Below are 23,064 nucleotides of genomic sequence, written 5' to 3'. Positions count from 1 at the left end.
GCAGCGATAAATATAAAAAATAGAGCGGTAGGGCATTCCGTTCTTAAAGCCAAGAGCCTCCTAAGCAATAGCCGGATTGTCTTGGAAGCCTACACTGTACTCGCAGAGTCAGTGTAGGAGATGTCACGAAACCAAAATATTAAACCCTTCCTAGCAATCCTGGAAAGTTATACCTGGGGATTTGCGCTACCCTAAGTCAGGAAGCCAAGGATAAATCACATGAGAAAATGGATTTGGCTGATGCTGTTGGTGGTGATGGCAGTTGCCGTGGTGGGTAGCAGAGGTAGCACGTTTTTTGAACAGCGTCCGTCACCAGCAATTGTTGAAAGTATTCCAGTAGAAACACCCCAACCACAGCCAGAGTCAAAGGAAGTTGACAGTGCGCCGCAAGTGTCTACTAATAAGCTGTTAACCCATATCCAAAAGTTGAATTTTCAGCGCTACACAACAACAGAGCGATCGCTTACTCGCACTTATATCACAACTGAACTCACAAAATTAGGCTGGAAGCCCAAATTAGAAAAGTTCTCTGAGGGTGTGAATATTTTTGCCGAACGTGTAGGAACTAACAAAGCAGCTAAAGCAATTCTCGTGGGAGCGCATTACGACACTGTTGCCTTATCCCCTGGTGCTGATGATAACGCCAGTGGTGTAGCTGTGGTGCTGGAAGTAGCCCGGTTACTTGGTTCCCGTCCCATGCCACGGACGTTACAGCTAGCTTTTTTTGACAAGGAGGAAGCAGGACTTTTGGGTAGTCAGGCTTTCGTTAGCAAGACAGCACGCTTACAAAACTTGAGCGGAGCGATCATCATGGATATGGTAGGTTATGCATGTTACACTACCGAGTGTCAAAAATACCCTGCTGGATTGCCTGTTACCCCAATTAGCGACAAAGGCGACTTTTTGGCAGTAGTCGGTGATACAGAACATTTGCCTTTGCTGAGTGCCTTTCAAAACTCACAGATGCTCCCCTCAACCGCTCTGAATAAACAAAAATCAATGCCATCAGTCCTAACACTACCAATTCCTTTTAAAGGTTTACTGACACCAGACACCCTACGCAGCGACCATGCACCATTTTGGTATCAGGGTGTGGGTGCTGTGCTGGTAACTGATACCGCAAATTTACGTACTCCGCACTATCATCAACCTAGCGATGTTCCAGCGACTATCGAGCGATCGTTTTTTACGGGAGCAGCACAGATTGTAGTCAATGCTACTACTGCCTTGTTAGAGAAAAACGAAGTTTTGGAAACTCAACCACCAAGCTGACTGAATAATTCGTAATTCGTAATTCGTAATTCGTAATTCGTAATTAAAGAAGAAATGACTAATTTCTTGTAGCGGTACTAGTTTTTGGTTCAGGGAAAGTCAAAGTCCAATTGTTTTTATCATTGATTTGAAAGTACAAACCTTGGAGAATCAGGCGCAGAGCCGTTCGAGTTCTAATAAAATTCCTCACCAGATAAGTTCCTGGTTCAGCAAAGATATCATTATAGTTTTTTTTCTGACCAAATTGTTTTGAACAGTAATTGCCAGCACCTTTTACTGTTAATACAAAAAATGGAGCTTTTTTATATTTATCAGGAATCATAAAAATTCCATATACATGGTGACGACCACGCCACGGCTGAACTATAACCTTAGTAGCATGTGCTTGGAACTTTGTAGCTTTTGAAGCAAGAAAAGCCTCGGAATTGCAATCAGGATTATTCACAGGCCACCACAGTATAATAATACTCAGGGAGAGCAGCAAAATCAAAATATAGCGGAGTCTGCGATGCATAAAGCCAAGAAAAATTGTTGATGTGGCTGGTAGAATTTGATGGGTAATGATAGTGCAGTTACAGCAGTAAGACTATCCACCTGCAACACCTCTGCAACACGTTCTAAAGGGCAAAGATAAAACATTAAGCGATCGGTTAAACTTTGCTGTAAAAAAAATTGCAGTCAAGACATTAGCCCACAAAAAGTTCAGATTGTAGATGCGATCGCTTTACCTGTTCTAGAGTTTTCTTACAGTATTAAACCTAGCTGAGAAACAATCAGGCTTTTGTGGCTGTGAACACTGATTTATGCTCAATCTTTTTAGCTGTGATGAATTCTACAATTAGTTGCTTTTGTTATGTTTTTGATGTAATTCTGTTCGCATCTGCCGATGCTTTGAGGAGATCAGCGCAACGCCGATAGCGTACCCCTACGGGGATCTTGCTACGCGTAGCGTCTCGTAGAGAAGCGGTAGCGAGTCTTCTCCCTACAGCCCTTCTCAAGACAGGAGACGCTGTGTTTCGGCTCCGCTCAACATAAATTCGCGTTCGGGCATCCTACGGCAGGCGCTAGCCTCTCACGAATGGGATTCGGGGAGACGCCAAGGGCGATAGCGCAGCGTTAGCGAGTCATCTCCCAAGGGGAGACGCAATCATGCGAACGAGCGTCACGAGCGTCATAGCCCGTCGTAGACATCGCTATCCAGTTCAGCCAAAAATCTGCTTTTATTTCTAGGTGATTAGTGAGGTAGTCAAATACACAAATACCCGTTATAAGCTGTTAAGCATAAAACTAGTACATTTACCTGATGACTGTTGACCGTTGACCGTTGACTGATAACCGTCAACCGTCAACGATTATAAAGAATGTTTATATAATTTAGACGCATATCAGCTTATTCCCGTCAGTAGCATTTGGTATAAATATTTATGAGAAGAAGTTGGGGAAGTCTAAAGACAGTTGCGGGTTTCTTTGGCGCGATCGCACTTACACAGTTCGGGGCAAATACTTCGGCTATTGCGGCTGACACAGTTGTTGTGCGTGTCGGTTTATTTACAGAAACCATCTCCCTTGCTGAGTTGCAAAAGGCTGCAAAAACTGGGGAATTGCCTAGGAGTTTGCAGCCTTACGCTAAAAAATTATCTGAACAACAAAGTCGCTTCCTCTTGGGAGCGCTGGGTATGAATATACCGATGAATGTTGTCACCGTTAATAGGTTAGTTAATACCCAGATTGGTACAACTATTCTCAATGACTTTGCTACAGCCTTAGCCCGAAAGGACAAAGCTGGGGTGCAAGCACTCAGAGCAGGATTGGTATTAGGTTCTACTGCACCGCAAGGTCTTTCTATACTGAGTTTTATCGCGGCTTATCCCAGTAAACGCCTAGAAATTGATTTGCCACAGGCTTTTGTAGTTGCACGGAATTTGAATACAGCTTTTTGGCGCACCCAGCAATTTATGCTAGCTATCGCTCCCCAACTCGACCCCATAACAGCACAGCCGAGAACACCGCAGACTGCTTTCCGTTTTGATCCCAGCCAACCAGGAATAGCTCAAGTAAAAATACTCAACTTAAGCCTGAATGACCAAAAGCGTGACCGGAAAATTCCAGTTGATGTTTACTGGTCAACTGCTGCAACTCCCGACAAACCTGTAATTGTCTTTTCTCACGGCTTCATGTCAGTCCGCACAGACTTGCATTACTTAGCAGAACATTTAGCATCCCACGGTTATGTAGTAGCAGCTTTAGAACATCCCGGCAGTAATGAGACAAATACTAACTTAGCATTCCAAGGCAAAACCAGAGTTATGAAGCCTCAGGAGTTTTTAAATCGCCCTCAAGATATTAGTTTTGTTCTCGACGAATTAGAAAAGCTCAACCAAACGGCTAATCATCCCCTGCAAGGGAAACTTGCAACCAATAAAGCGATGGTCATTGGCTATTCTTTTGGTGGTGGTACAGCTTTAGCACTTGCAGGAGCCGAGTTACAACTGGAAGGTCTCAAACAAAGCTGTAAAAAGAACTTGGCTATATTGAGTCTGGGAGAAGCTATGCAGTGCATTGCTCAAGAACTGCCAGAAAATACCTATCAACTACGGGATACTAGAATCAAACAGGCGATCGCTCTCAATCCTACAACTTCTCTAATGTTTGGCGAAACTGGGTTAACTAAGGTGCAAGTTCCTACCCTAGTGTTAGCAGGTTCCGCAGATAAAACCACCCCAGCTTTAACTGAACAGATTGTAGGATTTAACAAAATCCCATCCCCCAAATGGCTAGTTGGTATAGTTGGCGGTACTCATCTGAGTGTAAAAGACCCCAGTAAGACTTTGGATCAGATAGGACAACCAAATACACCAATTAGTGGCGGTGAAGTTGTGGGTGAACAAGCAGCAGATGTTCGCAAGTACCTTAAAGCTATAGCTTTGTCCTTTGCTTTCCAGATGACTCCAGAAGCTAAAAACTACGCTATTTTTCTGACATCAGATTATGCCCAATTTGCTTCGACTGCGGCATTTCCATTTCGCCTAATTACGCAGATTCCTCCTGATGCTATGGCAGTGGTGAAAGAATTTGTTGATAAATAAGCGACTTCCAATTAAACAAATATCTAATTTTGTGAGTAGCAATCTTTAAGAGTAGGGATACTTACGGTGTACACATAAGTCGAAAAAAGCTCGATTTCCATTGTTCTCTCGTTCCCATGCGGAGCATGAGAATGGCTGCCTCAATATCTGACTGGAGGCAAAGCCTAGTGAATGCATTTCCAAGCGGGAACCTCTTAACGAGGAAAGGCTCATCTAAGAGGTTTTATATGATGTCCGGATAATTAAGCATAATACCTGGAACCCCAAAGAGCCAAAGCTACGCTTTGTCTCCCCTCCTGCTTGCGGGGAGGGGTTGGGGGTGGGGTTCTTTTATTATGGGTAATTTGGCGAGCATGATATTACTACGCAAAACCTGTCCCTCTCAGACTCAGAGAGAAACTTTAACTTTAATTCAAGACAGGGAGAGATTCGTCGAACTCACGTTTCTTAAAGTTCGGATTTTTGGCGTGACCAGCCCATAAGTTACCAAACGTCTTTTACAGATGTCTAATTAAGTCCTTGTTGGAGTCGTATTAGCTGCTTTTGTAATGTATTCTACTTGAGAAATTAATTTATATATTCAGTAATATACAGCTTATAAAATTCCACTTAATTTTTGATATTTTGCTTGATAAAAAACATATCAACTTGATAATAAACGTATGGTTACTGTTAAATCAATACTAAACTTTTACAGTAAAGCTAATTATTTAGACATAAACTTTATATTTTTCTTCTTAAAAATAATAGAAACTTGAGAGTGTAAAAAAAGTAGGAGCATCTGCTAGATAATACATGTATATTCTAGGTTAAATGCCAAAAGTAAAGGAACATAAGCTACTTGGTGCAAAAATATACCTGAATATTTTTTGCATAAATTTTCTTAAATTCACAAAAATACTAGAGCATTTTTATGTACTACAACCCATATATAGCGGTTCTCAGTTGAGTAAGGTGCAAGAACCCCTTCCCCGTAAGCGAGGAGAAAGCTATGATGTACTTAATTTGATTAGGAAAAACTATACCAAAAATCTCAAGGGTTGTTTTTTTACGTAGATAATAATTAGTTTCAGACAGAGAAAATAGCAATCTTAAATCATTCGTGAGAAAGAAAATCGCTGAAATACCTATAAATACGTACTTTCTCTCTACGTATTTTCTCAGGTTGAAATTCGGATTGCTATATTGTAAAACTGATTTTTGATTCAGAATTAAACAATTATTTCGTTTCACTCAAGCTCATGGAACTTTATACAACTCTTGAAATAGAACAACTCCAGCAAAATGAAGACCTTCCTTACTTGATTGAAATTATGGAGTGGGTAAAAAATTTTTTAGGAAGACCTCATCCTAACTTAGGAAGGCCCGGCGTAGTTTGCCCTTTTGTACCTCACTCTCTCAAGTCAAACAGTATTCGTCTGGCAGTTATTCGCACAAAAGATTTGTGTGCAGAGCAATTAGAAGAGGTTGTTGGACGCTACCGAGATATCTTTCTTAAAATGGATGTTAAAGAGCAAGAATTAGCGATAAATAGAGCTTTTTTACTCATCTTTCCTGACATCCATATAGAAGATGCTTCTAAACTGGTAGATAGTGTCCAACAAAAACTTAAACCTTTGTTTGTTGAGTCAGGACTGATGATAGGAGAGTTTCATAAACGTAATGAAACTCCTGGTCTGCACAACCCAAACTTTCGTCCACTTCGTAGCCCTATCCCCTTGTTGGCTATCCGGTTTATGGTTGAAGCTGACCTCCCCTTTCTTGAGAGTCCGGCTGATCCATACTTACGTATTCGATATCTGGAAGCTTATATAAACTGTTTTGCTAATAAGTTTACAGATGAAACAAAGTTTAAAAATGCTCATCAAGCATTAGCTTTAGCGAAAGAACAAACAGCTATTTTCAAGTAAATATACCACTCTGTAGAGGCACATCAATGCTCATGCGTATCAACATTGGGCTGCTGCCAGAAGTCAAGAGGTGGCAGCGCCCACTAGAGCCATTGACATGGCTTTTCGTTCGTTATAACCAAAAGTCATATCATAACCACAGGTGAACTGAGCAGGTAATTCTTTACTACCTTTAAACTGATTTACGATCTGCACTTCAGTAATGGTAATAAGCTGTTTCACATTCATCACTGTTGCCACAAAAAACTAGGCTCGATATGCGATGCTGAAATCTTTTTGGTGTAAGGTTTCTTGCTTAGTTGTGTTGCCTTTTGGTCGGGTGGAAAGCCCCATCTCCTTGAGCAAACGGTTAATGTGACAACTGCTAACTTGAATTCCCAATTCTTTTGCCAAATGCTTGCTTAACCATTGTGCTGTCCAGTGATAAAATGAATAGCCAACAAGGCGCGGACTATGGCTTACCAATTCTTTCAAGCGAGCGAGGTATTGCTCATTCACAGTTTTAGGTCGTCCCATCAAGCGATCGCTCCATTTGTGAGCTTGTCCTATTTGTGCGATCATAATCCAGTAGCGTCCAGTCTCTTGAGAACATCCCAAAGCTTCACAAATTTGAGCCTGAGATTCACCTGCATCGAAAAGCAGCATAATTTCAATACGACGGCGGTATTCTGCACGTAAATCGGTTTCTAAACTTTTCAATAGATATCTGCGCTGAAAAGGTGTTAAGCAAAGACCTGGATTTTCCATCTGGGCTTTGTCTGCGGAGCGATCGCACGCCCATAATAAAACTATCCCCTCTATGCTATTTGCTTATGGCGATCGCAATTCAACCCCAACTAACTTTAGACGACTTTCTCAAACTGCCGGAAACTGAACCAGCATCAGACTTTATCAACGGAGAAATTATTCAAAAACCTATGCCTCAAGGTGAACATGGCCTGATTCAATCAATTCTGTGTGAAGTGATTAACGGCGTAGCAAGAAATAAGAAAATTGCTGTAGCTATTTCAGAACTACGCTGCACCTTCGGTGGTGCTTCTATCGTCCCCGATGTCTCTGTGTTTCGCTGGGACACAATTCCTAAAACTCCATCTGGCAGAATTGTTAATCGCTTTGAAATTCATCCCGACTGGGCAATTGAGATTCTGTCTCCAGACCAAAGGTTAAAAAAAGTCTTGAGTAAATTATTGCATTGTTCGCGCAATGGTACTGAACTCGGCTGGTTAATCAACCCGGAAGACGAAAGTGTACTGGGGATTTTTCCTGGACAGCGAGTGGAATTATACGAAGGTGCTGATAAATTACCCATCCTGGAGGGTATCGAATTAGAACTAACTGTAGAACAAGTTTTTGGTTGGTTGAGTTTGACATGAAGATATCTTCTGATTATCGCTGACCCACATATTAACAATTCAAAATTCACGCATTCACGCATTCAAAATTGAAGAGAGTTTCAGACGGGGATTTAAACCCCGACTGAAACTGAACTACGTGTAATGGTTGGGGTCTTAAACCCTTTTATTTCCGATAAAACTATCCCCTCTATGGTATTTACTTATGGCGATCGCAATTCAACCCCAACTAACTTTAGACGACTTTCTCAAACTACCAGAAACTGAACCAGCATCAGATTTTATCAACGGAGAAATCATTCAAAAACCCATGCCTCAAGGTGAACATAGCCGACTACAGACTAAATTTTGTAATGTCATTAATAACGTAACTGAAAGCCAAAAAATTGCTTGCGCTTTCTCAGAGCTGCGTTGTACCTTTGGCGGTGCTTCTATCGTCCCTGATGTGTCTGTGTTTCGCTGGGATAGAATTCTTAAAACTTCATCTGACAGAATTGCTAACCGCTTTGATATTCATCCTGACTGGGCAATTGAAATTCTTTCTCCAGATCAAAGATTAAAAAAAGTGTTGAGTAAATTATTCCATTGTTCGCGCAATGGTACTGAACTCGGCTGGTTAATCAACCCTGAAGACGAAAGTGTGCTAGGGATTTTTCCTGGACAGCGAGTGGAATTATACGAAGGTGCTGATAAATTACCCATCCTTGAGGGTATCGAATTAGAACTGACTGTAGAACAAGTTTTTGGCTGGTTGAGTTTCACGTAAATAAAGCAAAGGCATTTCCCAAAGAAAGTTGCAAAGGATTGTATCTGTAGGTTTATTGTAGAAACTGGGCGGTACAGCCCAAATTCGTGTGTACTACAAAAATTTGTATGCCGTACTTTTATGCAAAATCAACTAGGATTGGTTCTGAAACTGCTTTTACTCTCGGCTTTGTTATCGGTATTAATTAAGTATGCAGGGCCAAGCCTATCAATTCCGGCGACAGCAACCAACGCCCTAATTATAGTATTGTTGCCAATTGTGATTATGGCGATCGCGCTACTGTGGCGATTCCAAGCACAGAAACAAAATTAACTCAAGCCATCCACGCACAAGTTCCTAAAATCAGTTAACCTAGCTAAATTACAATAAAATTGCATCTCGCCAACCGTTGGGAGTCAGCCTGTGAACCTCGGTCAATGGATCGGCTTAATCGCCATAGTTCTTTCTTTATACATCCTGTGGCAAATTCGGGAAGTAGTTTTGCTCATGTTTGCCGCAGTTGTGTTAGCCACCACCTTAAATCGGCTAGCGAAACGCTTCCAACGCTTTGGGATGAGGCGTGGATTCGCCGTACTCCTTGCGGTAGCTATCTTTTTGGCAGGTGTCGCGGGTTTTTTCTGGCTAATTGTGCCACCATTTGCACAGCAATTTCAAGAACTAACCTATCAGGTTCCTAAAGGGTTTGGGCGCTTTAATAGTTGGCTTGACGCCCTGAGAACTCGTATTCCTAACCAGTTGGTTCCTTACATCCCAGATATCAACAGCCTTATCCAACAAGCACAGCCCTTTGTGAATCGGGTACTGGGAAACTCTTTCGCCTTTGTATCTGGCTCTTTGGAAGCCGTCCTCAAGATTTTGCTAGTGTTAGTTTTAACAGGAATGATATTAGCCGATCCCGTGGCTTACCGCAAAGTCTTTGTGCGGCTTTTCCCTTCATTTTATCGGCGGCGGGTAGATGGGATTTTAGATAAGTGCGAAGTCTCTTTGGAGGGATGGATTACAGGCGCTTTCATTGCTATGTTTGTAGTAGCGCTGATGAGTCTGATTGGCTTATCAATTTTGGGTATAAGGGCAGCACTGGCTTTAGCGATTTTGGCAGGATTTTTGAACTTGATTCCTAATCTGGGGCCGACAATTAGTGTAATACCAGCAATGGCGATCGCACTGTTGGATGATCCTTGGAAAGTGATCGCTGTCTTAATTCTCTACTTTGTTATTCAACAGGTTGAGAGTAATTTCATCACGCCAATTGTAATGGCACAGCAAGTTTCGTTGCTGCCAGCCGTAACCTTAATTGCCCAACTATTTTTCGTCACTTTCTTTGGCTTTTTAGGATTATTTCTGGCCCTACCCCTGACTGTTGTCGCTAAGATTTGGTTGCAAGAAGTACTGATAAAAGATGTTTTGGATGAATGGGGGAATAACCATACAAAAGAGACTGAGCTTGTGATAGTTCCTGAATCTCCTAGAGCAGATGATAATTGGACAGCAGAAAACCCCGATGTTAATCGGGAGCGACGGATTAATGATGATATCTTGCAAAAAGAAGATTAGGAACGCGGATTTAATAAAGTACAAAACCCACCCCTAGCCCCTTATATCATGTTTCCATAATTAGTTATGCTAACCACAGTCATTACACCCCACCCCCAACCCCTCCCGAAGAGCGGGGAGGGGAGACAAAGCGACGATTGTCGGGGTGGGGTCTTCGGGTTTAATAAGCAATCAAGCGGACATGATATTAGAGATTGTTTGAAAAGTATTATTGCTAACATCTAAGCCTCAGAAACCTAACCCTCCGAACAAGCCTTCCCTACAAGCAAATGGGCGTTTCAAAGCCTCTCGACTTTTCGGGGAGAGGAATGGAAGCGGGGTTTCTAGTATACTTTGCGACTTTTCAAACATCCTCTAAGGTTTTTCCGAAACAATCGGTTCTGCTGCAATATCATCTAAACGGATGCTGCCTAACAAATTCTGCCACTCTGCTTGCAGTGCCGCATCTTTAGGATTTTTCTGACGCAGTTGAGCCAGTGCCGTCAGTGCGTCGTACCATATCCCGTTTTGGGCATAGATAGTATAGCGCCTTAGAAGTTCTGTCGTTTGTAGCTCTTTGACTGCGGCTGGATTGAGTTCGACTCTTTGTATTACCCCTTCAACAAAAGTCGGAGGATATTTCTTTTGCTTGTCACAGTTAATAAGGAAAAACCAGCGATATTGTTTGTCTAGCGCCAAGGGAGGAGCAGTGCTAGGCAAAGAAACGCGGATGATTCCTGGTTTCTCTGGTAGAGCGATCGCTTTGTGGTAAATCTCGTTAGAGTCGTTAGAGTCGTTAGAGTCCGCATCTTCTTTCAGCACAAATTCAACTTCATAGGGTAAATCTTTGGTATATGGCACATAGAAATACCAGCTTGGGCGTTCTACCGTTGTCTGTCCCCAGACATTGAGCACTGAGTTAGCTCCCTCAGTAGAGTGTACTAAAGCAGTCAGGTCAAGTTTACTAACTTCACATTCACCCCCGCGCTTCGCTCCACCACGAAGGCGACCTCCAGGAGGGGAGCCAGGTGGAAGTGAAGGTTGATTAAAGATTGTGCCTTGAGCAAGGTTCGTTTTAGCACCACGATCGCTAGATGAAGAACCAAGAGTTGGTTTTGCCAGTACTGGAGTCAGGCTAGCTAGTAAACTGGTGCAGCTAAAAGCTACTACTAAAAACAGTTTTATCGGTTGTGAATGTGACTTCATAAAAACCTTCCCTTAAGTATGCGAACCTTGTAGATTTATCTGCTGGTTATCTAAAAATTTAATAAAAAAAATCCTTCCCCATTTCTTATTTAACTCCAAAAAATAAATTAAAAATTATATTATCTAAATTCTTTTGTCCAATACAATTATCAGATTCTTCTCCCCCTGCTCCCCCTGCTCCCCCTGCTCCCCCTGCCTCCCCTGCCTCCCCTGCCTCCCCTGCCTCCCCTGCCTCCCCTGCTCCCCCTGCCTCCCCTGCTCCCCCTGCTCCCTCTATTCCCCACTAGCCACCCGAACTTTTGTTGTTGTATAAATTGACATCAAGCCAACCGTGATAACCAACGACAAAGCCGAAGGTACAAAAGGCACCCAAGCACCCGAAATTAATAGACCGAAACAAACTAAATATAGAACACTAGAGGTAATACTGACTACCAATGCCAACCAAGGGGACGAAAGCTTTCGCCAAGCCAGGACTCCCCCTACCAAAGACCAGCACCAAATCCAGGCTACCTCAGCCCACAGTGACCAAACCCGCAGCAACGGCCGCCCATCCTGGACTGCACTGAGGATTTGACTGACCATCTGGGCTTGTACTAACACTCCTGGCATTTGCTCATCTAAAGGAACGCCATAGGGCGTAGGCCAGGTGTCTGGAGAATCCCCCTTTGCCACCACACCAATCAAAACAATTTTATCTTTGATAGCACTAGGGTTAATGGGACTAGATAAAAATTGGGTTAGCTTCACCTGTTCGGCTATTTGTTTTGAGGAACGGTAGTTGAGCAAGATTTGACCGCCATTAGCATCAATATTTTGATAGCCGCCAGTACGAGATTTCAGGTTCGGAAAAATAGTTTTACCTAGCTGCAAATTCCCTTCAGGGGTGAACTTTGGTTCAATTCCCGAAGGGCGCAGATAGAGAGAGGCCAGTTGTAGACTGAACGCCAAGGGAGCAGGACACAACGATGTCGCCTCTTGGTTCATGAACAGGAGATGCCGACGGATAACTCCATCACGATCATGAATAAAGTCACTGAATCCCAGATTTGTTTTGGGGATTTCTGGCGGCGGCTCATTGCCTGGGATATTTACTGTGCCATCGCTCCCCTTACATACGCCAATCAAATTCTGAGTTTTTTGAAGACGAGTAATTAAATCTGGTTCTTTAGCCTTAAAATCACGGTAGATATCCAAGCCGATCGCACGGGGTTGGTATTGCTCCAGTTTTGCCAGGAGTTTGTTGAGAGATTTTTCGGAAATGGAAGCTCCAATTAAGGACTCGTTATTTTTTCTTTGAATTGCCAGATCGTTATCGTCAATTGTGATTACCAGCAATCGGGAATCAAGTGCCTCCACAGGGCGCTGACGCATCATCAAGTCAAAGGCTTGAATCTCTGGATTTTCCAGCAATCCCAGCAATCTCACTCCACAAACGAAGGCTGTAATCGCCAAACTGGATAACAAAGTTGTCGTAAATCTGTGTCTGGTAGACAAAGCTAAATTTGGTATATCTTCAGTTTTTGTAGACCTTAATTCATCCCAAGTGGGTGGGATTTGCGCTGGATTTTGGCAAATTATTGGTAGCCAAGTCGCACAGGGAAATTTATCCTCAAGCCCTTGCAACCGCTCCCGCCCTTGACGTACTGCTTGATATAAAGACTCGCCACTGGCAAAAGCTTCGAGAAAATACTTTAAGAACTCCTTGGCAACCTGGTCTGGCACAGGTTCACGCATGATGATCATCTGAGGGATTTGCAAATCAGCCAGTTCTCGCGCCAATCCCAATCCATCACAGGAGTTGAATATAGCTAGTTGCAAGCCGTTTTCAATGGCATTCCTTAGAGCATACTTTAACTCGCCAATGGTGAGGCTATCAGTTTTATTCAGGTAAATTCGTCCGCTTTCTCCATTTTTGTTACTGGAACTGTGCCCAGCAAAAAAGAGAATATCCCAGTTTTTTCCCCAAAGATGGTCAGTCAATTCCTTGCGTTGTGGTTCTACCAAAAAGCTAACCTCTGCATTACTACACTGTTGCAGTAAAGCTTGATCAGCCTGGGTGTCAATTCCCTGACTATTGCCCACAATTGCTAAAATATTGACTAATTGATTTAAGGTGCGTGGTTTTTGAATGCGATCGTAAGATGGTGAAGAAAGGGCGATTTCAGCCTTGGGGTAGCGTTCTAACAAGTCCCACAGATGCCAGGGTAATAGCTGCAATTGGCTATTTTCTGTTTGCAAAATCACCCGCACTTCTTCCGTGGACGACAATCTTTCTAACCACTTTTCCCTCAAAGGGCGAAACTCTTCTGCTCGCAGCCAGGTATTAAAGCGTGCCCGCAAAATATGAGAAGCGTTTTCGCAGTCTTGAATCATAGATACATTCGTCACCTGCATTTTGTCAGCATGGAGACGATAACGATTGCCTATTTGCCGATAACTAGACTGCCAATGACTGTAATAGAGCGGCATTTCGGGAAATGAAGGTAGCTTCCCCGTAATTTCTGTTGTAGCACGCTCGCGTTCTTCACCAATTTCGAGGGTGACAGCAAACCCTTGCTCAAAACTACCCTCTCCGAATTTCAGAACCACTAACTTACTCATGACCGTTGCTATCCCCCTGTGCAAAACCATGCCCTGTTCTAATGTCTTATAACAAGCTCTACAAGCATTTACAGATTTTTTTCAAAACCCTAAAAGCCGGCTTGAATTTTTAATTTTTAATTAACCAATTACCACTTAATAAGTTACTGACAAAGAGGGAAGATAGCTAGATGTTTTAAATCCTAAAATGTTCGGTAATGCTAGTATCATTTATAGCTACCTTAACGCTAAATTGCTCTCTAGGTTCACCACGAAAGTGCAACTGAATGTAGTTATCTAATTTTCTAGATTGAGCATTTAGAAATACTGTTCCCGAACTATCCAAAACGGTGAGATGAACTCCTGGTGGCAAGTAGATTTGATTCCCAGTGGCGTGCAATTGCAGATGAATACTGGTTTGCTGGTTCTTTTCTGGGCTGATTTCCACAATCAACATCACGGGTTGGTTGAGAATTTGAATACCCAAGTCAATCAGTTTTGCACGTTTAGTAATTGATTCTGGTTGGTTAAGGGCATTTAGTTGCACAGTGTCAATACTGCGAAAGGCATAAGTTGGTCTGAGTTCCGGTACGTTCCATAGCGATTCAACAGTCTGCCAACCTGTCTCAAATATACCAGTAAACCACTGACTTAAATTCACCAGTGGACTAGCTGGGGATTGGCGCAGTTGACCCAGGTGGTCGATAAACGCTTCCAATGGTTGCAGTTGCGCTAAAGGCAGCGTTTCAGTTGCGACACTAGGGATAAAACCAAGCAGCCTCGCTTCTTGGAGTGATTCATCAAATTGAACTACTAAATAACCCACCCGTTCTTCCCAGGTTTCTGGAGGAACGGAAAACATCTGCTGATGCACATGGACAGGGCGACACTCCAGACGACCAATTGAAGGCACTTCTAAGTCAGCTACATTCCCACAGAGGCGCATGATGGGGTTCCAGCTGTCACTAGCTTGGAGGTCAGTAGGAATATCCATCATTTCTAAGTAGTCATTCACCACCCACACAGCCAGCGTATTCAACCGAACTTGCTCTGCTTTTTCAGAATTTGGCTGCTGGTTAGCAAATTGCTGGGCAGTTATGCGAGCTGATTGGGAAATCGGCAATATTAAAGCGGAATCGTCAAGCTGATAGGTGGAGTTATTCATAAGTTAATCTCTAATGATCAATGCTGCTATATACGTATCACTCGCATTCACTAAATTTATGCCACAAAATAGAGAATAATTATTGGAAAAAGAGAATTGAGGATTGAAGGGTAGGGCGTGTTTTCAAACTACTCGTTTAGCCTCCTAACTTTTTAGATACCTCAAAATCCCCCTTAAAAAGGAAGACTTTGATCAGTTTTTGCCCTCCTTTTTTAGGGGAGCCAGCGCGGTGTTATCCCTACAGCCTTTCTCCTAAAAGAGACGCTGTGTTTCGGCTTTGCTCAACATAAATTTGCGTTCGGGCATCCTACATCCTACGGCAGGCGCTAGCGCAGCGTAAAGCCTTCTCTACTAGAGGCTTCTCTACGAGAAGGCTTCGCCAACGCCAACGGCATAGCAACGCTATGAGCGAGTCCGCGTACTCCTGAGTCAAAGCAAGCTACGCGTAGCGTCTCGTAGAGAGCGTCTGGGGTCTCCCTAAGTGGAGCGACTGGCGTGGATTGGGGGGATCTAATAAATAGTAGGACAAAAATATTTACAGTCATTGCGAGCGAAGCGAAGCAATCGCAAGGGCATCGCAAGGGCATCGCAAGGGCATCGCAAGGGTATTGCAAGGGCATCGCAAGGGCATCGCAAGGGCATCGCAAGGGCTGGGATTGCTTCATTCCGCTTCGCTCCATTCGCAATGACATTGTGTAATTAATTCTGTCTGGCTAGTTATCGTGTCCGGCTAAAGACTTATCATTTAGAAACCCAACATTTTCGGACATTTGTTGGGTAACACGAATGTTCAACCCAACCTACAATTATCCTTAACCCAAGCGTATTGGATTGCAACGCCAGGTCATTAATGTCTGAGGGAAAAGTTTTGTAACGATTGTGGCTGGTTTGTGTAAAAATCGCAATCAATACATGAGATATATACAGATTCGCAAGTTTGTGCGTTTGAATTCGAGGTCTTTTATGACTAACGACTGGAGAAAACAACTAGATGTACAACTTAAAGAATTAGCGCTCAAAGCTCAACAACACCCACACGCAACCAAAGAACAGAGGGTAGCTTTAACACGGCTGATGAATGCCATTTGGCAGTCGGGTACACTTATTCATCCTTATAAGGGCCAATTTCAACTACTTTATGAAGATATTTATGATGAGGCAGTACAAAATTTATTTTTCTATCTTTGCCAAAATAACAATATTAATAAGTATGACCCAGAACGCGGCGAAGTTATAACTTGGCTAAATATGCTATTGAGTAAACGCTTTTTTCCAGAAGCTATCCCCAAAGTTATCGGCAAAGGAAATGAAATAAATCTCGAAGACTCTCATCTGGAAAATATACCATCAGATCAATCTCAACCTATGTCTTTATCTGAACAAATAATAGAATGTATAGAATCTGATCCAGAGTTGATTTTTTCTAAAGAACACATCAAAGGTCATCCCGAAGCAAATTTTCAAGCTATAGCTAAAAGAAGATGTTCTGGAATTTCTTGGAAAGATATTTCGGCAGAATGGGGCATTGGAATCACATCTCTACATAGTTTCTACCAACGATGCCTGAAAAAGTTTACTGAGAAACTTCAAGAATATTTATGTATTTAATAATATTTAATCATTTGGTAAAAAAAATATGGCGAAAATCGCAGATACTTTAACATTTACAGGGCCTATACCGCTAGATGGAAGACATCGAGCAGAAGAGTTATGTAGGCGACAAGCTACGCAAAAAAAAGCTGAACAAGTTTATCTCAATACTTTGTCTGTATCTTTTGTAAACTCTTATCTACAATACATGGGATTTGAGACAGACTTAGACAAGAGCGATAGTTGGAACCTTGTACAGCAGACACTTATGGATGTAGCTGATTTGTCGCTAAAAAACTTGGGATCGTTAGAATGTCGCCCAGTGTTTGAAGATGCACAATTTATTTACGTACCGCCTGAAGTACAGTCAAATCGAATTGGCTATGTGGCTGTGCAGATAAGGAAATCATTTCGAGAAGCGACGCTGCTGGGATTTGTCAGGCAGGTACAAACTGATTCGTTAGCAATCAACCAATTGCAACCTTTGGATAATCTCCTGGAGTATTTAGAAGAACTTACTCAAGTGAGGCAAGTTGAGTTAGCTTGTCAATCGCTCACTGACAACAAGACTTTAGTTAACTTGAAACAATGGTTGGAAAATATTTTTGAGGCTGGTTGGCAAGAAATTGAAACTCTCTTTGATTATCAAAGAGCTAATCCAGATTGGAGTTTGAGAAGTGCTAATGGTTCTTTTGTTAGCAGGGGTAAGCTGATTGATTTAGGAAAAACAGGAACAATCCAATCTGTAATTTTAGTCGTTGGCTTCATTCAAGAGAAGGAGCAGGAAATAGACATTATCGTAGAAGTGCATCCTATATGGGGAGAAATTTATCTGCCACCAAATCTCCAACTGATGGTGCTTGACTTTGAAGGAGCAGAGAGAGAATCTATTATGGAAGCGCAAACTAGAAGCACTAACAAAAATATTCAATTGCAGTTTAGTGGCGAGGTGGGAGAACGTTTTAGTATTAAATTGGTCTTGGGGAATATTAGCGTTATAGAAAGTTTTCTCATCTGAAGCGAAAAACAATAGGGGTGCTGCAAATGGGAAAGTTAGTTGTTCTGAAGCTAGATGGCGATTTGCAGTTAGGGGTGCGGGTGATGCTGGAGATTGGAGAAGATGGCAAACGCCCCAGCATAGAAACTTTTGGTCATTTACCTCCCAATCTAAAAATAGCTAAAGCAATTGACGAGTGGCGGTCAACTTATTGTAGTCTAGGAAATGGCCGCATCAAAGCCAAAAAAATTATTTACGATGGTTCTATTACCCAACGGCGTGATGACTGTCAAAACAAAGCTTGTGAGTTGCGATCGCACTTAAATCACTGGCTAAATTCAGCGTCATTTTGGCGGATTCGGGAAAAATGGCTTAAACACTTAATGCCCAATGAGGAACTGCGAGTGCTGATTCGCACTGCTTCTATGCAGCTACAGAAACTTCCTTGGCATGTATGGGATTTGATTGAGGACGATTACACCAAAGCCGAAGTAGCTTTGAGTGTTCTAGAGTCAGAACAAGTAACCCGATTGCAGACATCTACCTACAGACAGAAAATCAAAATATTGGCGATTTTGGGCGATAAAGCTGGTATTGATGTAAACGAAGACTGCGAATTACTAAAAAAATTGCCCAATGCTACCACAGAGTTTTTGCCACAGCGCCAACGCGATGAGATCAACGATCAGCTGTGGAACCAACCTTGGAACATTTTATTTTTCGCTGGTCATAGTAAAAGCGAGGGTGAGACTGGTCGTATCTATATCAATGACAAAGATAGTTTAACAATTGCAGACCTGAAATATGCCCTGAGAAATGCCGTCACCAATGGTTTACAGTTGGCGATTTTCAACTCCTGTGATGGATTGGGATTAGCGCGAGAACTACAAGATTTACATATTCCCCAAATCATTGTCATGCGGGAACCTGTGCCCGATCTTGTGGCGCAAGCATTTTTAAAACATTTTCTGGCAGCTTTTTCTTCAGGCGCATCTTTATATATTGCAGTTCGCACTGCCAGAGAAAAACTGCAAGGATTAGAGGACAAATTTCCAGGGGCAAGTTGGCTGCCAGTCATTTGTGAAAATCCTGCTGCCATACCAATGACTTGGCCAAACCCCCGGATTAAATCTAAGAATGACCTACTGATAAGGGGATTACTAATAAGTGTGATGCTCACCATCAGCGTGTTAGGAGTCCGGCAAATGGGAGGATTGCAAACATGGGAGTTACAGGCTTACGATCAATTAATGCGATCGCGTCCCCAAGAAAAGCAAGATTCGCGCCTGTTGATAGTCACTGTCACCGAAGAAGATTTTCAGTTACCAGAGCAGAAGGAAAGAAGAGGGTCGCTATCGGAGCTAGCACTAGCCCGACTTTTGGAAAAACTTGCACAGTTCCAACCCAAAGCCATTGGCTTGGATATTTATCACGATCAGTCATCACAACGCAACCAAGCTTCTTTGGCGACTAGGTTGAAAACAGATGACAAGCTTTTTACAATTTGCAAAGTTCAAGAACTTGCAAAAGACCGTCCGGGAATTTCACCTCCTTTGGGAGTTCCGCTAGAACGCCAAGGATTTAGTGATATTATCCCAGACTCAGACCACGTTCTGCGTCGTCATTTATTGGCAATGCAACCAGCAGACGTAACGTCCCCTTGTACTGCACGCTACGCCCTTAATGCCCAACTGGCATTCCACTATTTGAAGGGAAAAGGCATCTCTGCCAAATACACTGATTCTGGGGATTTGCAGTTAGGCAACGTCGTTTTTAAGCGGTTGCAGCCTCAGATGGGTGGCTATCAACAAGCGGATACACGGGGCTACCAAATATTGCTCAATTACCGCTCTTTTCAAAATTCTCCTGGAGAAATTGCTCCTAAAGTCACACTCACAGATGTTCTTAAGGGTAAGGTCAACGCTGAACAAGTCAAAGACCGAATTGTTCTCATTGGTACTACTGCCCAAAGCTTTCGTGATTATATTCCTACGCCTTACATGACTGGGCAGGGTTTTTCCGAAGAAATGCCAGGGGTGATTCTGCAAGCACAAATGGTGAGTCAGCTGGTGAGTGCGGTTATGGATGGACGAACTTTGATATCAGTTTTGCCCGTTTGGGGCGAAGTTTTGTGGGTTTGGAATTGGTCAGTGGTTGGAGGTGCGTTCGGCGTAGCCGTGTCGCAGACACTCGGCATAGTCAGATCAGTGGCGATCGCACCAAGCGATCGGTCAAGACTATATTTAGTATTGGCGGGAGGAGGTGTAGTTGGAGTCTTATACGTTTTTTGCTTAATTCTCTTTTACCAAGGGATTTGGGTTCCCCTAGTTCCGTCAGCTTTGGTTTTAGTGGCTACTGGCGGCACTGTGGCAATCTATTTGTTTTCACAACAAAGCAGCGACAACTGATTTCTACAACTTGAGGCATAAATAAAAATGAAGTTATCTGTGCAAAAGATTCAAATTTTTCTCGCCGTTAGTTTAACATTCCTTAGCTGTATAAATGTGCAGGCACAGCCTGCAAATCCCAAGGGACAATTAAATCAATCATTGATTTTCGCAGCACCGCCTCCACCAAAAGACATCGGGGAACCAGGTAAGCGAGCGGAAGCAGGTAGTCGTGGCTGTGGTCAGGATATAAATAAGCTCCTGACTTCTTCTAAAAAGCGGCTTACAGCTTTAGTACCTGTTTATTCAAACTCAGAATTGGTGTTTGGAACAACGATCGCAGAGCATCCTAGTTTCTTATTCTATGTTCCTTATGCATCGGACTTTGCATCTGGAGAGTTTGTGCTAGAAGATGAAGCAGGAGATCAGACTACTTATAAAACTTCTTTAACGGGGACACCTGGAGTAGTAAACCTTCGCTTGCCATCAAAAACAACATTTTTAGAGATTGGCAAGCAATACCGATGGTATCTTAACATCTACTGTCAGAAGGATAACCAAATTATTGCTAATGTTGAAGGCTATGTAAAACGGGAGGAACTAAACCCTGCTTTGAAAACTCAATTGGAAAAAGCAACACCACGCCAGCAAGTAAACCTTTATGCGGCTAATGGTATTTGGTATGATGCGTTGAGTGCTGCTAGTGAATTGCGTCGCACCAATTTGCAAGATACTTCTTGGACGGCGCTGTTGCAAGCTGTTGGTTTGAATGATTTTGCAACTGAACCAAAGGTGGAGTGCTGCAATTTAGAGAGTGAGTAGTGAAGGGCAATGCGATCGCATTGTCAATCTGACTTTTGACGGTATCTGAAAAACCTCTCTTCTATTTCTCTCTCCTTTTAGGCTACGGTATACACACAAGTCGGAAAAACTTCATCCACCAAAGATTTGCGGTGCGTTATACCAATTCAAATAATGTTTGCGACACATCAATTATTTGTAAGGGCACAACATTGTTGTGCCCCTACCCATCTGTCGCATTCTTTTTTCAAATTGGTATTACGCTGGCGTGACAAAGCTAAATTGTTGCAATCATGGCGATGCCTACGGCTGGCTACGCCTACGCATTTGTTATTTTGGCGATGCCTACGACTGGCTACGCCTACGCATTTGTTATTTTGGCGAACTCATATCATGTCCGGCAAATTGCTTATGATATGTCATTGCGAGTGCAACGAAGTGGAGCGTTCGCGGAGCGTCTCGTAGAGAAGCAATCACAAGGACTCTGCGATTGCTTCACTTCGTTCGCAATTGACTTGTGTTCAACCGGACATGATATCATATCATGTCTGCTTGATTACTTATGAAACCCGAAGAACCCCACCCCGCCAAAGCTATGCTTTGTCTCCCCTCCCCGCTTGCGGGGAGGGGCTGGGGGTGGGGTGTAATGACTGTGGTTAGCGTAACTATTTATGCGGACATGATATCATTTGTTATTTCGGCGAACTCATTTGTTATTTCGGCGAACTCATTTGTTATTTCGGCGAACTCATTTGCTATTTCGGCGAACTCATTTGTTATTTCGGCGAACTCATTTGTTATTTTGGCGAACTCATTTGTTATTTCGGCGAACTCATTTGTTATTTTGGCGAACTCATTTGTTATTTTGGCGAACTCATTTGTTATTTCGGCGAACTCATTTGTTATTTCGGCGAACTCATTTGTTATTTCGGCGAACTCATTTGTTATTTCGGCGAACTCATTTGTTATTTCGGCGAACTCATTTGTTATTTCGGCGTGTCCATAACGCACCCTACTGGCGTGTCTAGACTAAAATGTTGCAAAAAAATTGTAGGTTGGGTTGGGTTTCGTTACATCAACCTACACCTAATGCACTATTTTAGCCAATACGGGCTAGTACGAAACTACTAGAAGAGTTGAAACCTATGCTGGTCATACTTGTGTGTACACTGTACGCTGGGAGGGAGAGGTTCATCGAACTCACGTTAAATTACGAATTACGAACTTGTACTGAGCGTAGCCGAAGTATTACGAATTACGAATTATGAATTGCTCTGCAAGATGCAGGCTTCAACCAAGGAGTATGAGGCGTATTGGTGGGAAGATTTGCTGTCAGCACGACTTCACCTTTTTCGTTTAGCGCCAAACCAGTAGCTTCTATGATGGGTTCTGGTGGGGGGGTAGTTATTTTGCTGGGAACAAAGGGGCGATCGCGGTTATCAGCGTTTGGATTGAGAGCCACCAAATCTACCTGCACTGCATCAGCGTTAAGAGCTTCACCTGGATTAGGGGGCAAACCGCCGCGTCCAGTGATTGTAAAACTGCTTTTAGCTAAATTTCCACCAGCTTGACAGGTCTGTGCTACTTGGGTATCAACTGGTACGGTTGGCAAATTGACTAAGCCACTGTTAGGGTCAATATCCGGCGTGTTAAGTTCTACAGTGCCGTTTACACCAAATTCAGAACTAGCGGTGATATCACTCAGAGAAGTTCGGTTAGGGCGGGGTTTAATGCCATAGATACCAAAGGCTTGAATATCTACTCTCCCACCACTGCCTGTGTAAGCATTAGCAGTGATGTCGCTATTTTCGCTTGGCACAGCAACAATGAAACCCAACGGGGCATCAATATTAATGTTGCCACCATTACCACCAGTTTTGTCTGTGCCTGCGGTGGTGGAAATTTGAGCGCCATGACGGAGAAGGAGTAAATCAGTTTGTAAATTGATGTCGCCACCGTTACCCGATGCAGATTCGGCGTTGAGTCTGCCACCATTGTCTAAGGTAACTCTAGGTGAGGTGACGATAATATCTCCAGCAGTACCCGTCGGACTTTGGGAGTCAACAAACAAGCCACTGTTAAAGTTAGAACTATTGCCAGAAATGGTAAAAAAATCAGCAGCATTAACTATAATTGTGCCTGCATTACCTTGTCCCGAAGTTGAGGTAGTAAGTTCAGCGTCATCGCTTAACGAGAATGAACCAGAATCGATAGTAATGTTACCTCCATTGCCAACTGTCCCAGTTTCCACTTTGCTGCGAATCCCACTAAAAACACCGTTATCCTCCCCAGCAATATTAACAATACCTGTAACATTCACATTGACATTTCCCGCATCCCCCCGTCCTGCTGGCGCTGTTCCAGATGCTTCTTCAGTAAAGGTTACCAGTTGAGAGCCATCTTTTAGCCAGAGGCT

General features: G+C 42.9%; 18 protein-coding genes and 2 pseudogenes. 13 read left to right on the top strand and 7 right to left on the bottom strand.

Annotated features, from left to right (window positions below; genetic code table 11):
- Positions 1–219 precede the first annotated feature (219 nt).
- Positions 220–1,272, top strand: coding sequence for a M28 family peptidase (locus LC586_RS32950; protein WP_229489675.1), 1,053 nt, complete (start codon positions 220–222; stop codon positions 1,270–1,272).
- Between the two features lie 58 nt (positions 1,273–1,330).
- Here the strand turns inward: LC586_RS32950 and LC586_RS32945 are convergent, their stop codons facing one another.
- A complete protein-coding gene (locus tag LC586_RS32945; protein WP_229489674.1) occupies positions 1,331–1,786 on the bottom strand; it encodes a hypothetical protein in 456 nt (151 codons plus the stop codon).
- 910 nt (positions 1,787–2,696) lie between these two features.
- Here LC586_RS32945 and LC586_RS32940 point away from each other — a divergent pair.
- Entirely contained in the window at positions 2,697–4,358 is a 1,662-nt protein-coding gene (locus tag LC586_RS32940) for an alpha/beta hydrolase (RefSeq protein ID WP_229489673.1), read from the top strand.
- Positions 4,359–5,599: 1,241 nt separating this feature from the next.
- Entirely contained in the window at positions 5,600–6,268 is a 669-nt protein-coding gene (locus LC586_RS32935) for a DUF6875 domain-containing protein (protein ID WP_229489672.1), read from the top strand.
- Between the two features lie 72 nt (positions 6,269–6,340).
- Here LC586_RS32935 and LC586_RS32930 read toward each other — a convergent pair.
- Positions 6,341–6,478, bottom strand: a pseudogene (locus LC586_RS32930) (carbon-phosphorus lyase complex subunit PhnI); the annotation flags it as partial.
- Positions 6,479–6,514: 36 nt separating this feature from the next.
- Positions 6,515–7,015 carry a helix-turn-helix domain-containing protein gene (locus tag LC586_RS32925; RefSeq protein WP_229489670.1) on the bottom strand — a complete coding sequence of 167 codons (501 nt, stop codon included), beginning with the start codon at positions 7,013–7,015 and terminating at the stop codon, positions 6,515–6,517.
- A gap of 65 nt (positions 7,016–7,080) precedes the next feature.
- On the opposite strand from LC586_RS32925, the gene LC586_RS32920 reads away from it, so the two are divergent.
- The 4 genes from LC586_RS32920 (at position 7,081) to LC586_RS32905 (ending at position 9,940) form a co-directional block, all read left to right on the top strand.
- Complete coding sequence (locus LC586_RS32920; protein ID WP_229489678.1) at positions 7,081–7,641, top strand: Uma2 family endonuclease; 561 nt, start codon at positions 7,081–7,083, stop codon at positions 7,639–7,641.
- A 184-nt stretch (positions 7,642–7,825) separates the two neighbouring features.
- Positions 7,826–8,386: a Uma2 family endonuclease gene (locus LC586_RS32915; RefSeq protein WP_229489669.1), complete on the top strand. Its 561-nt coding sequence runs from the start codon at positions 7,826–7,828 to the stop codon at positions 8,384–8,386.
- 120 nt (positions 8,387–8,506) lie between these two features.
- Positions 8,507–8,698, top strand: coding sequence for a hypothetical protein (locus LC586_RS32910; protein WP_229489668.1), 192 nt, complete (start codon positions 8,507–8,509; stop codon positions 8,696–8,698).
- A 90-nt stretch (positions 8,699–8,788) separates the two neighbouring features.
- Complete coding sequence (locus tag LC586_RS32905; protein WP_229489667.1) at positions 8,789–9,940, top strand: AI-2E family transporter; 1,152 nt, start codon at positions 8,789–8,791, stop codon at positions 9,938–9,940.
- Positions 9,941–10,294: 354 nt separating this feature from the next.
- Here the strand turns inward: LC586_RS32905 and LC586_RS32900 are convergent, their stop codons facing one another.
- The 3 genes from LC586_RS32900 to LC586_RS32890 all read right to left on the bottom strand — a co-directional run bounded on the left by LC586_RS32900 (position 10,295) and on the right by LC586_RS32890 (position 14,873).
- On the bottom strand, positions 10,295–11,125 hold the full coding sequence (locus tag LC586_RS32900; protein ID WP_229489665.1) for a DUF928 domain-containing protein: 831 nt from the start codon (positions 11,123–11,125) through the stop codon (positions 10,295–10,297).
- 273 nt (positions 11,126–11,398) lie between these two features.
- Entirely contained in the window at positions 11,399–13,729 is a 2,331-nt protein-coding gene (locus LC586_RS32895) for a CHASE2 domain-containing protein (protein WP_229489664.1), read from the bottom strand.
- A 175-nt stretch (positions 13,730–13,904) separates the two neighbouring features.
- Positions 13,905–14,873, bottom strand: a complete 969-nt coding sequence (locus LC586_RS32890; RefSeq protein ID WP_229489663.1) for a DUF1822 family protein — start codon at positions 14,871–14,873, stop codon at positions 13,905–13,907.
- Positions 14,874–15,836: 963 nt separating this feature from the next.
- Between LC586_RS32890 and LC586_RS32885 the strand changes: the two genes are divergently transcribed.
- The 6 genes from LC586_RS32885 to LC586_RS32860 all read left to right on the top strand — a co-directional run bounded on the left by LC586_RS32885 (position 15,837) and on the right by LC586_RS32860 (position 21,654).
- Positions 15,837–16,481 (top strand): sigma-70 family RNA polymerase sigma factor, encoded by a 645-nt coding sequence (locus LC586_RS32885; RefSeq protein ID WP_229489662.1) that lies wholly within the window; start codon positions 15,837–15,839, stop codon positions 16,479–16,481.
- 28 nt (positions 16,482–16,509) lie between these two features.
- On the top strand, positions 16,510–17,481 hold the full coding sequence (locus LC586_RS32880; RefSeq protein WP_229489661.1) for a DUF1822 family protein: 972 nt from the start codon (positions 16,510–16,512) through the stop codon (positions 17,479–17,481).
- A 26-nt stretch (positions 17,482–17,507) separates the two neighbouring features.
- Positions 17,508–19,868 carry a CHASE2 domain-containing protein gene (locus LC586_RS32875; protein WP_229489660.1) on the top strand — a complete coding sequence of 787 codons (2,361 nt, stop codon included), beginning with the start codon at positions 17,508–17,510 and terminating at the stop codon, positions 19,866–19,868.
- 27 nt (positions 19,869–19,895) lie between these two features.
- Positions 19,896–20,669, top strand: a complete 774-nt coding sequence (locus LC586_RS32870; RefSeq protein WP_229489659.1) for a DUF928 domain-containing protein — start codon at positions 19,896–19,898, stop codon at positions 20,667–20,669.
- A gap of 247 nt (positions 20,670–20,916) precedes the next feature.
- Complete coding sequence (locus LC586_RS32865) at positions 20,917–21,063, top strand: hypothetical protein (protein WP_229489658.1); 147 nt, start codon at positions 20,917–20,919, stop codon at positions 21,061–21,063.
- 147 nt (positions 21,064–21,210) lie between these two features.
- Positions 21,211–21,654 carry a hypothetical protein gene (locus LC586_RS32860; protein ID WP_229489657.1) on the top strand — a complete coding sequence of 148 codons (444 nt, stop codon included), beginning with the start codon at positions 21,211–21,213 and terminating at the stop codon, positions 21,652–21,654.
- A gap of 249 nt (positions 21,655–21,903) precedes the next feature.
- On the opposite strand, the pseudogene LC586_RS32855 reads toward LC586_RS32860, so the two are convergent.
- A pseudogene (locus LC586_RS32855) lies at positions 21,904–23,064 on the bottom strand (hypothetical protein); the annotation flags it as partial.

Origin of the sequence: Nostoc favosum CHAB5714, assembly GCF_020829495.1 — a bacterium.
Classification (GTDB): domain Bacteria; phylum Cyanobacteriota; class Cyanobacteriia; order Cyanobacteriales; family Nostocaceae; genus Nostoc; species Nostoc favosum.
The sequence above is the reverse complement of the archived record's forward strand: the minus strand, read 5'-3'. Positions and strand labels throughout refer to the sequence as shown.

Coding starts and splice junctions, on each gene's coding strand:
- LC586_RS32890 (WP_229489663.1), bottom strand. CDS start 14,873: ATGAATAACTCCACCTATCAGCTTGACGATTCCGCTTTAATATTGCCG.
- LC586_RS32875 (WP_229489660.1), top strand. CDS start 17,508: ATGGGAAAGTTAGTTGTTCTGAAGCTAGATGGCGATTTGCAGTTAGGG.
- LC586_RS32925 (WP_229489670.1), bottom strand. CDS start 7,015: ATGGAAAATCCAGGTCTTTGCTTAACACCTTTTCAGCGCAGATATCTA.
- LC586_RS32935 (WP_229489672.1), top strand. CDS start 5,600: ATGGAACTTTATACAACTCTTGAAATAGAACAACTCCAGCAAAATGAA.
- LC586_RS32920 (WP_229489678.1), top strand. CDS start 7,081: ATGGCGATCGCAATTCAACCCCAACTAACTTTAGACGACTTTCTCAAA.
- LC586_RS32945 (WP_229489674.1), bottom strand. CDS start 1,786: ATGCATCGCAGACTCCGCTATATTTTGATTTTGCTGCTCTCCCTGAGT.
- LC586_RS32870 (WP_229489659.1), top strand. CDS start 19,896: ATGAAGTTATCTGTGCAAAAGATTCAAATTTTTCTCGCCGTTAGTTTA.
- LC586_RS32900 (WP_229489665.1), bottom strand. CDS start 11,125: ATGAAGTCACATTCACAACCGATAAAACTGTTTTTAGTAGTAGCTTTT.
- LC586_RS32895 (WP_229489664.1), bottom strand. CDS start 13,729: ATGAGTAAGTTAGTGGTTCTGAAATTCGGAGAGGGTAGTTTTGAGCAA.
- LC586_RS32880 (WP_229489661.1), top strand. CDS start 16,510: ATGGCGAAAATCGCAGATACTTTAACATTTACAGGGCCTATACCGCTA.
- LC586_RS32940 (WP_229489673.1), top strand. CDS start 2,697: ATGAGAAGAAGTTGGGGAAGTCTAAAGACAGTTGCGGGTTTCTTTGGC.
- LC586_RS32885 (WP_229489662.1), top strand. CDS start 15,837: ATGACTAACGACTGGAGAAAACAACTAGATGTACAACTTAAAGAATTA.
- LC586_RS32910 (WP_229489668.1), top strand. CDS start 8,507: ATGCAAAATCAACTAGGATTGGTTCTGAAACTGCTTTTACTCTCGGCT.
- LC586_RS32950 (WP_229489675.1), top strand. CDS start 220: ATGAGAAAATGGATTTGGCTGATGCTGTTGGTGGTGATGGCAGTTGCC.
- LC586_RS32860 (WP_229489657.1), top strand. CDS start 21,211: ATGAAACCCGAAGAACCCCACCCCGCCAAAGCTATGCTTTGTCTCCCC.
- LC586_RS32915 (WP_229489669.1), top strand. CDS start 7,826: ATGGCGATCGCAATTCAACCCCAACTAACTTTAGACGACTTTCTCAAA.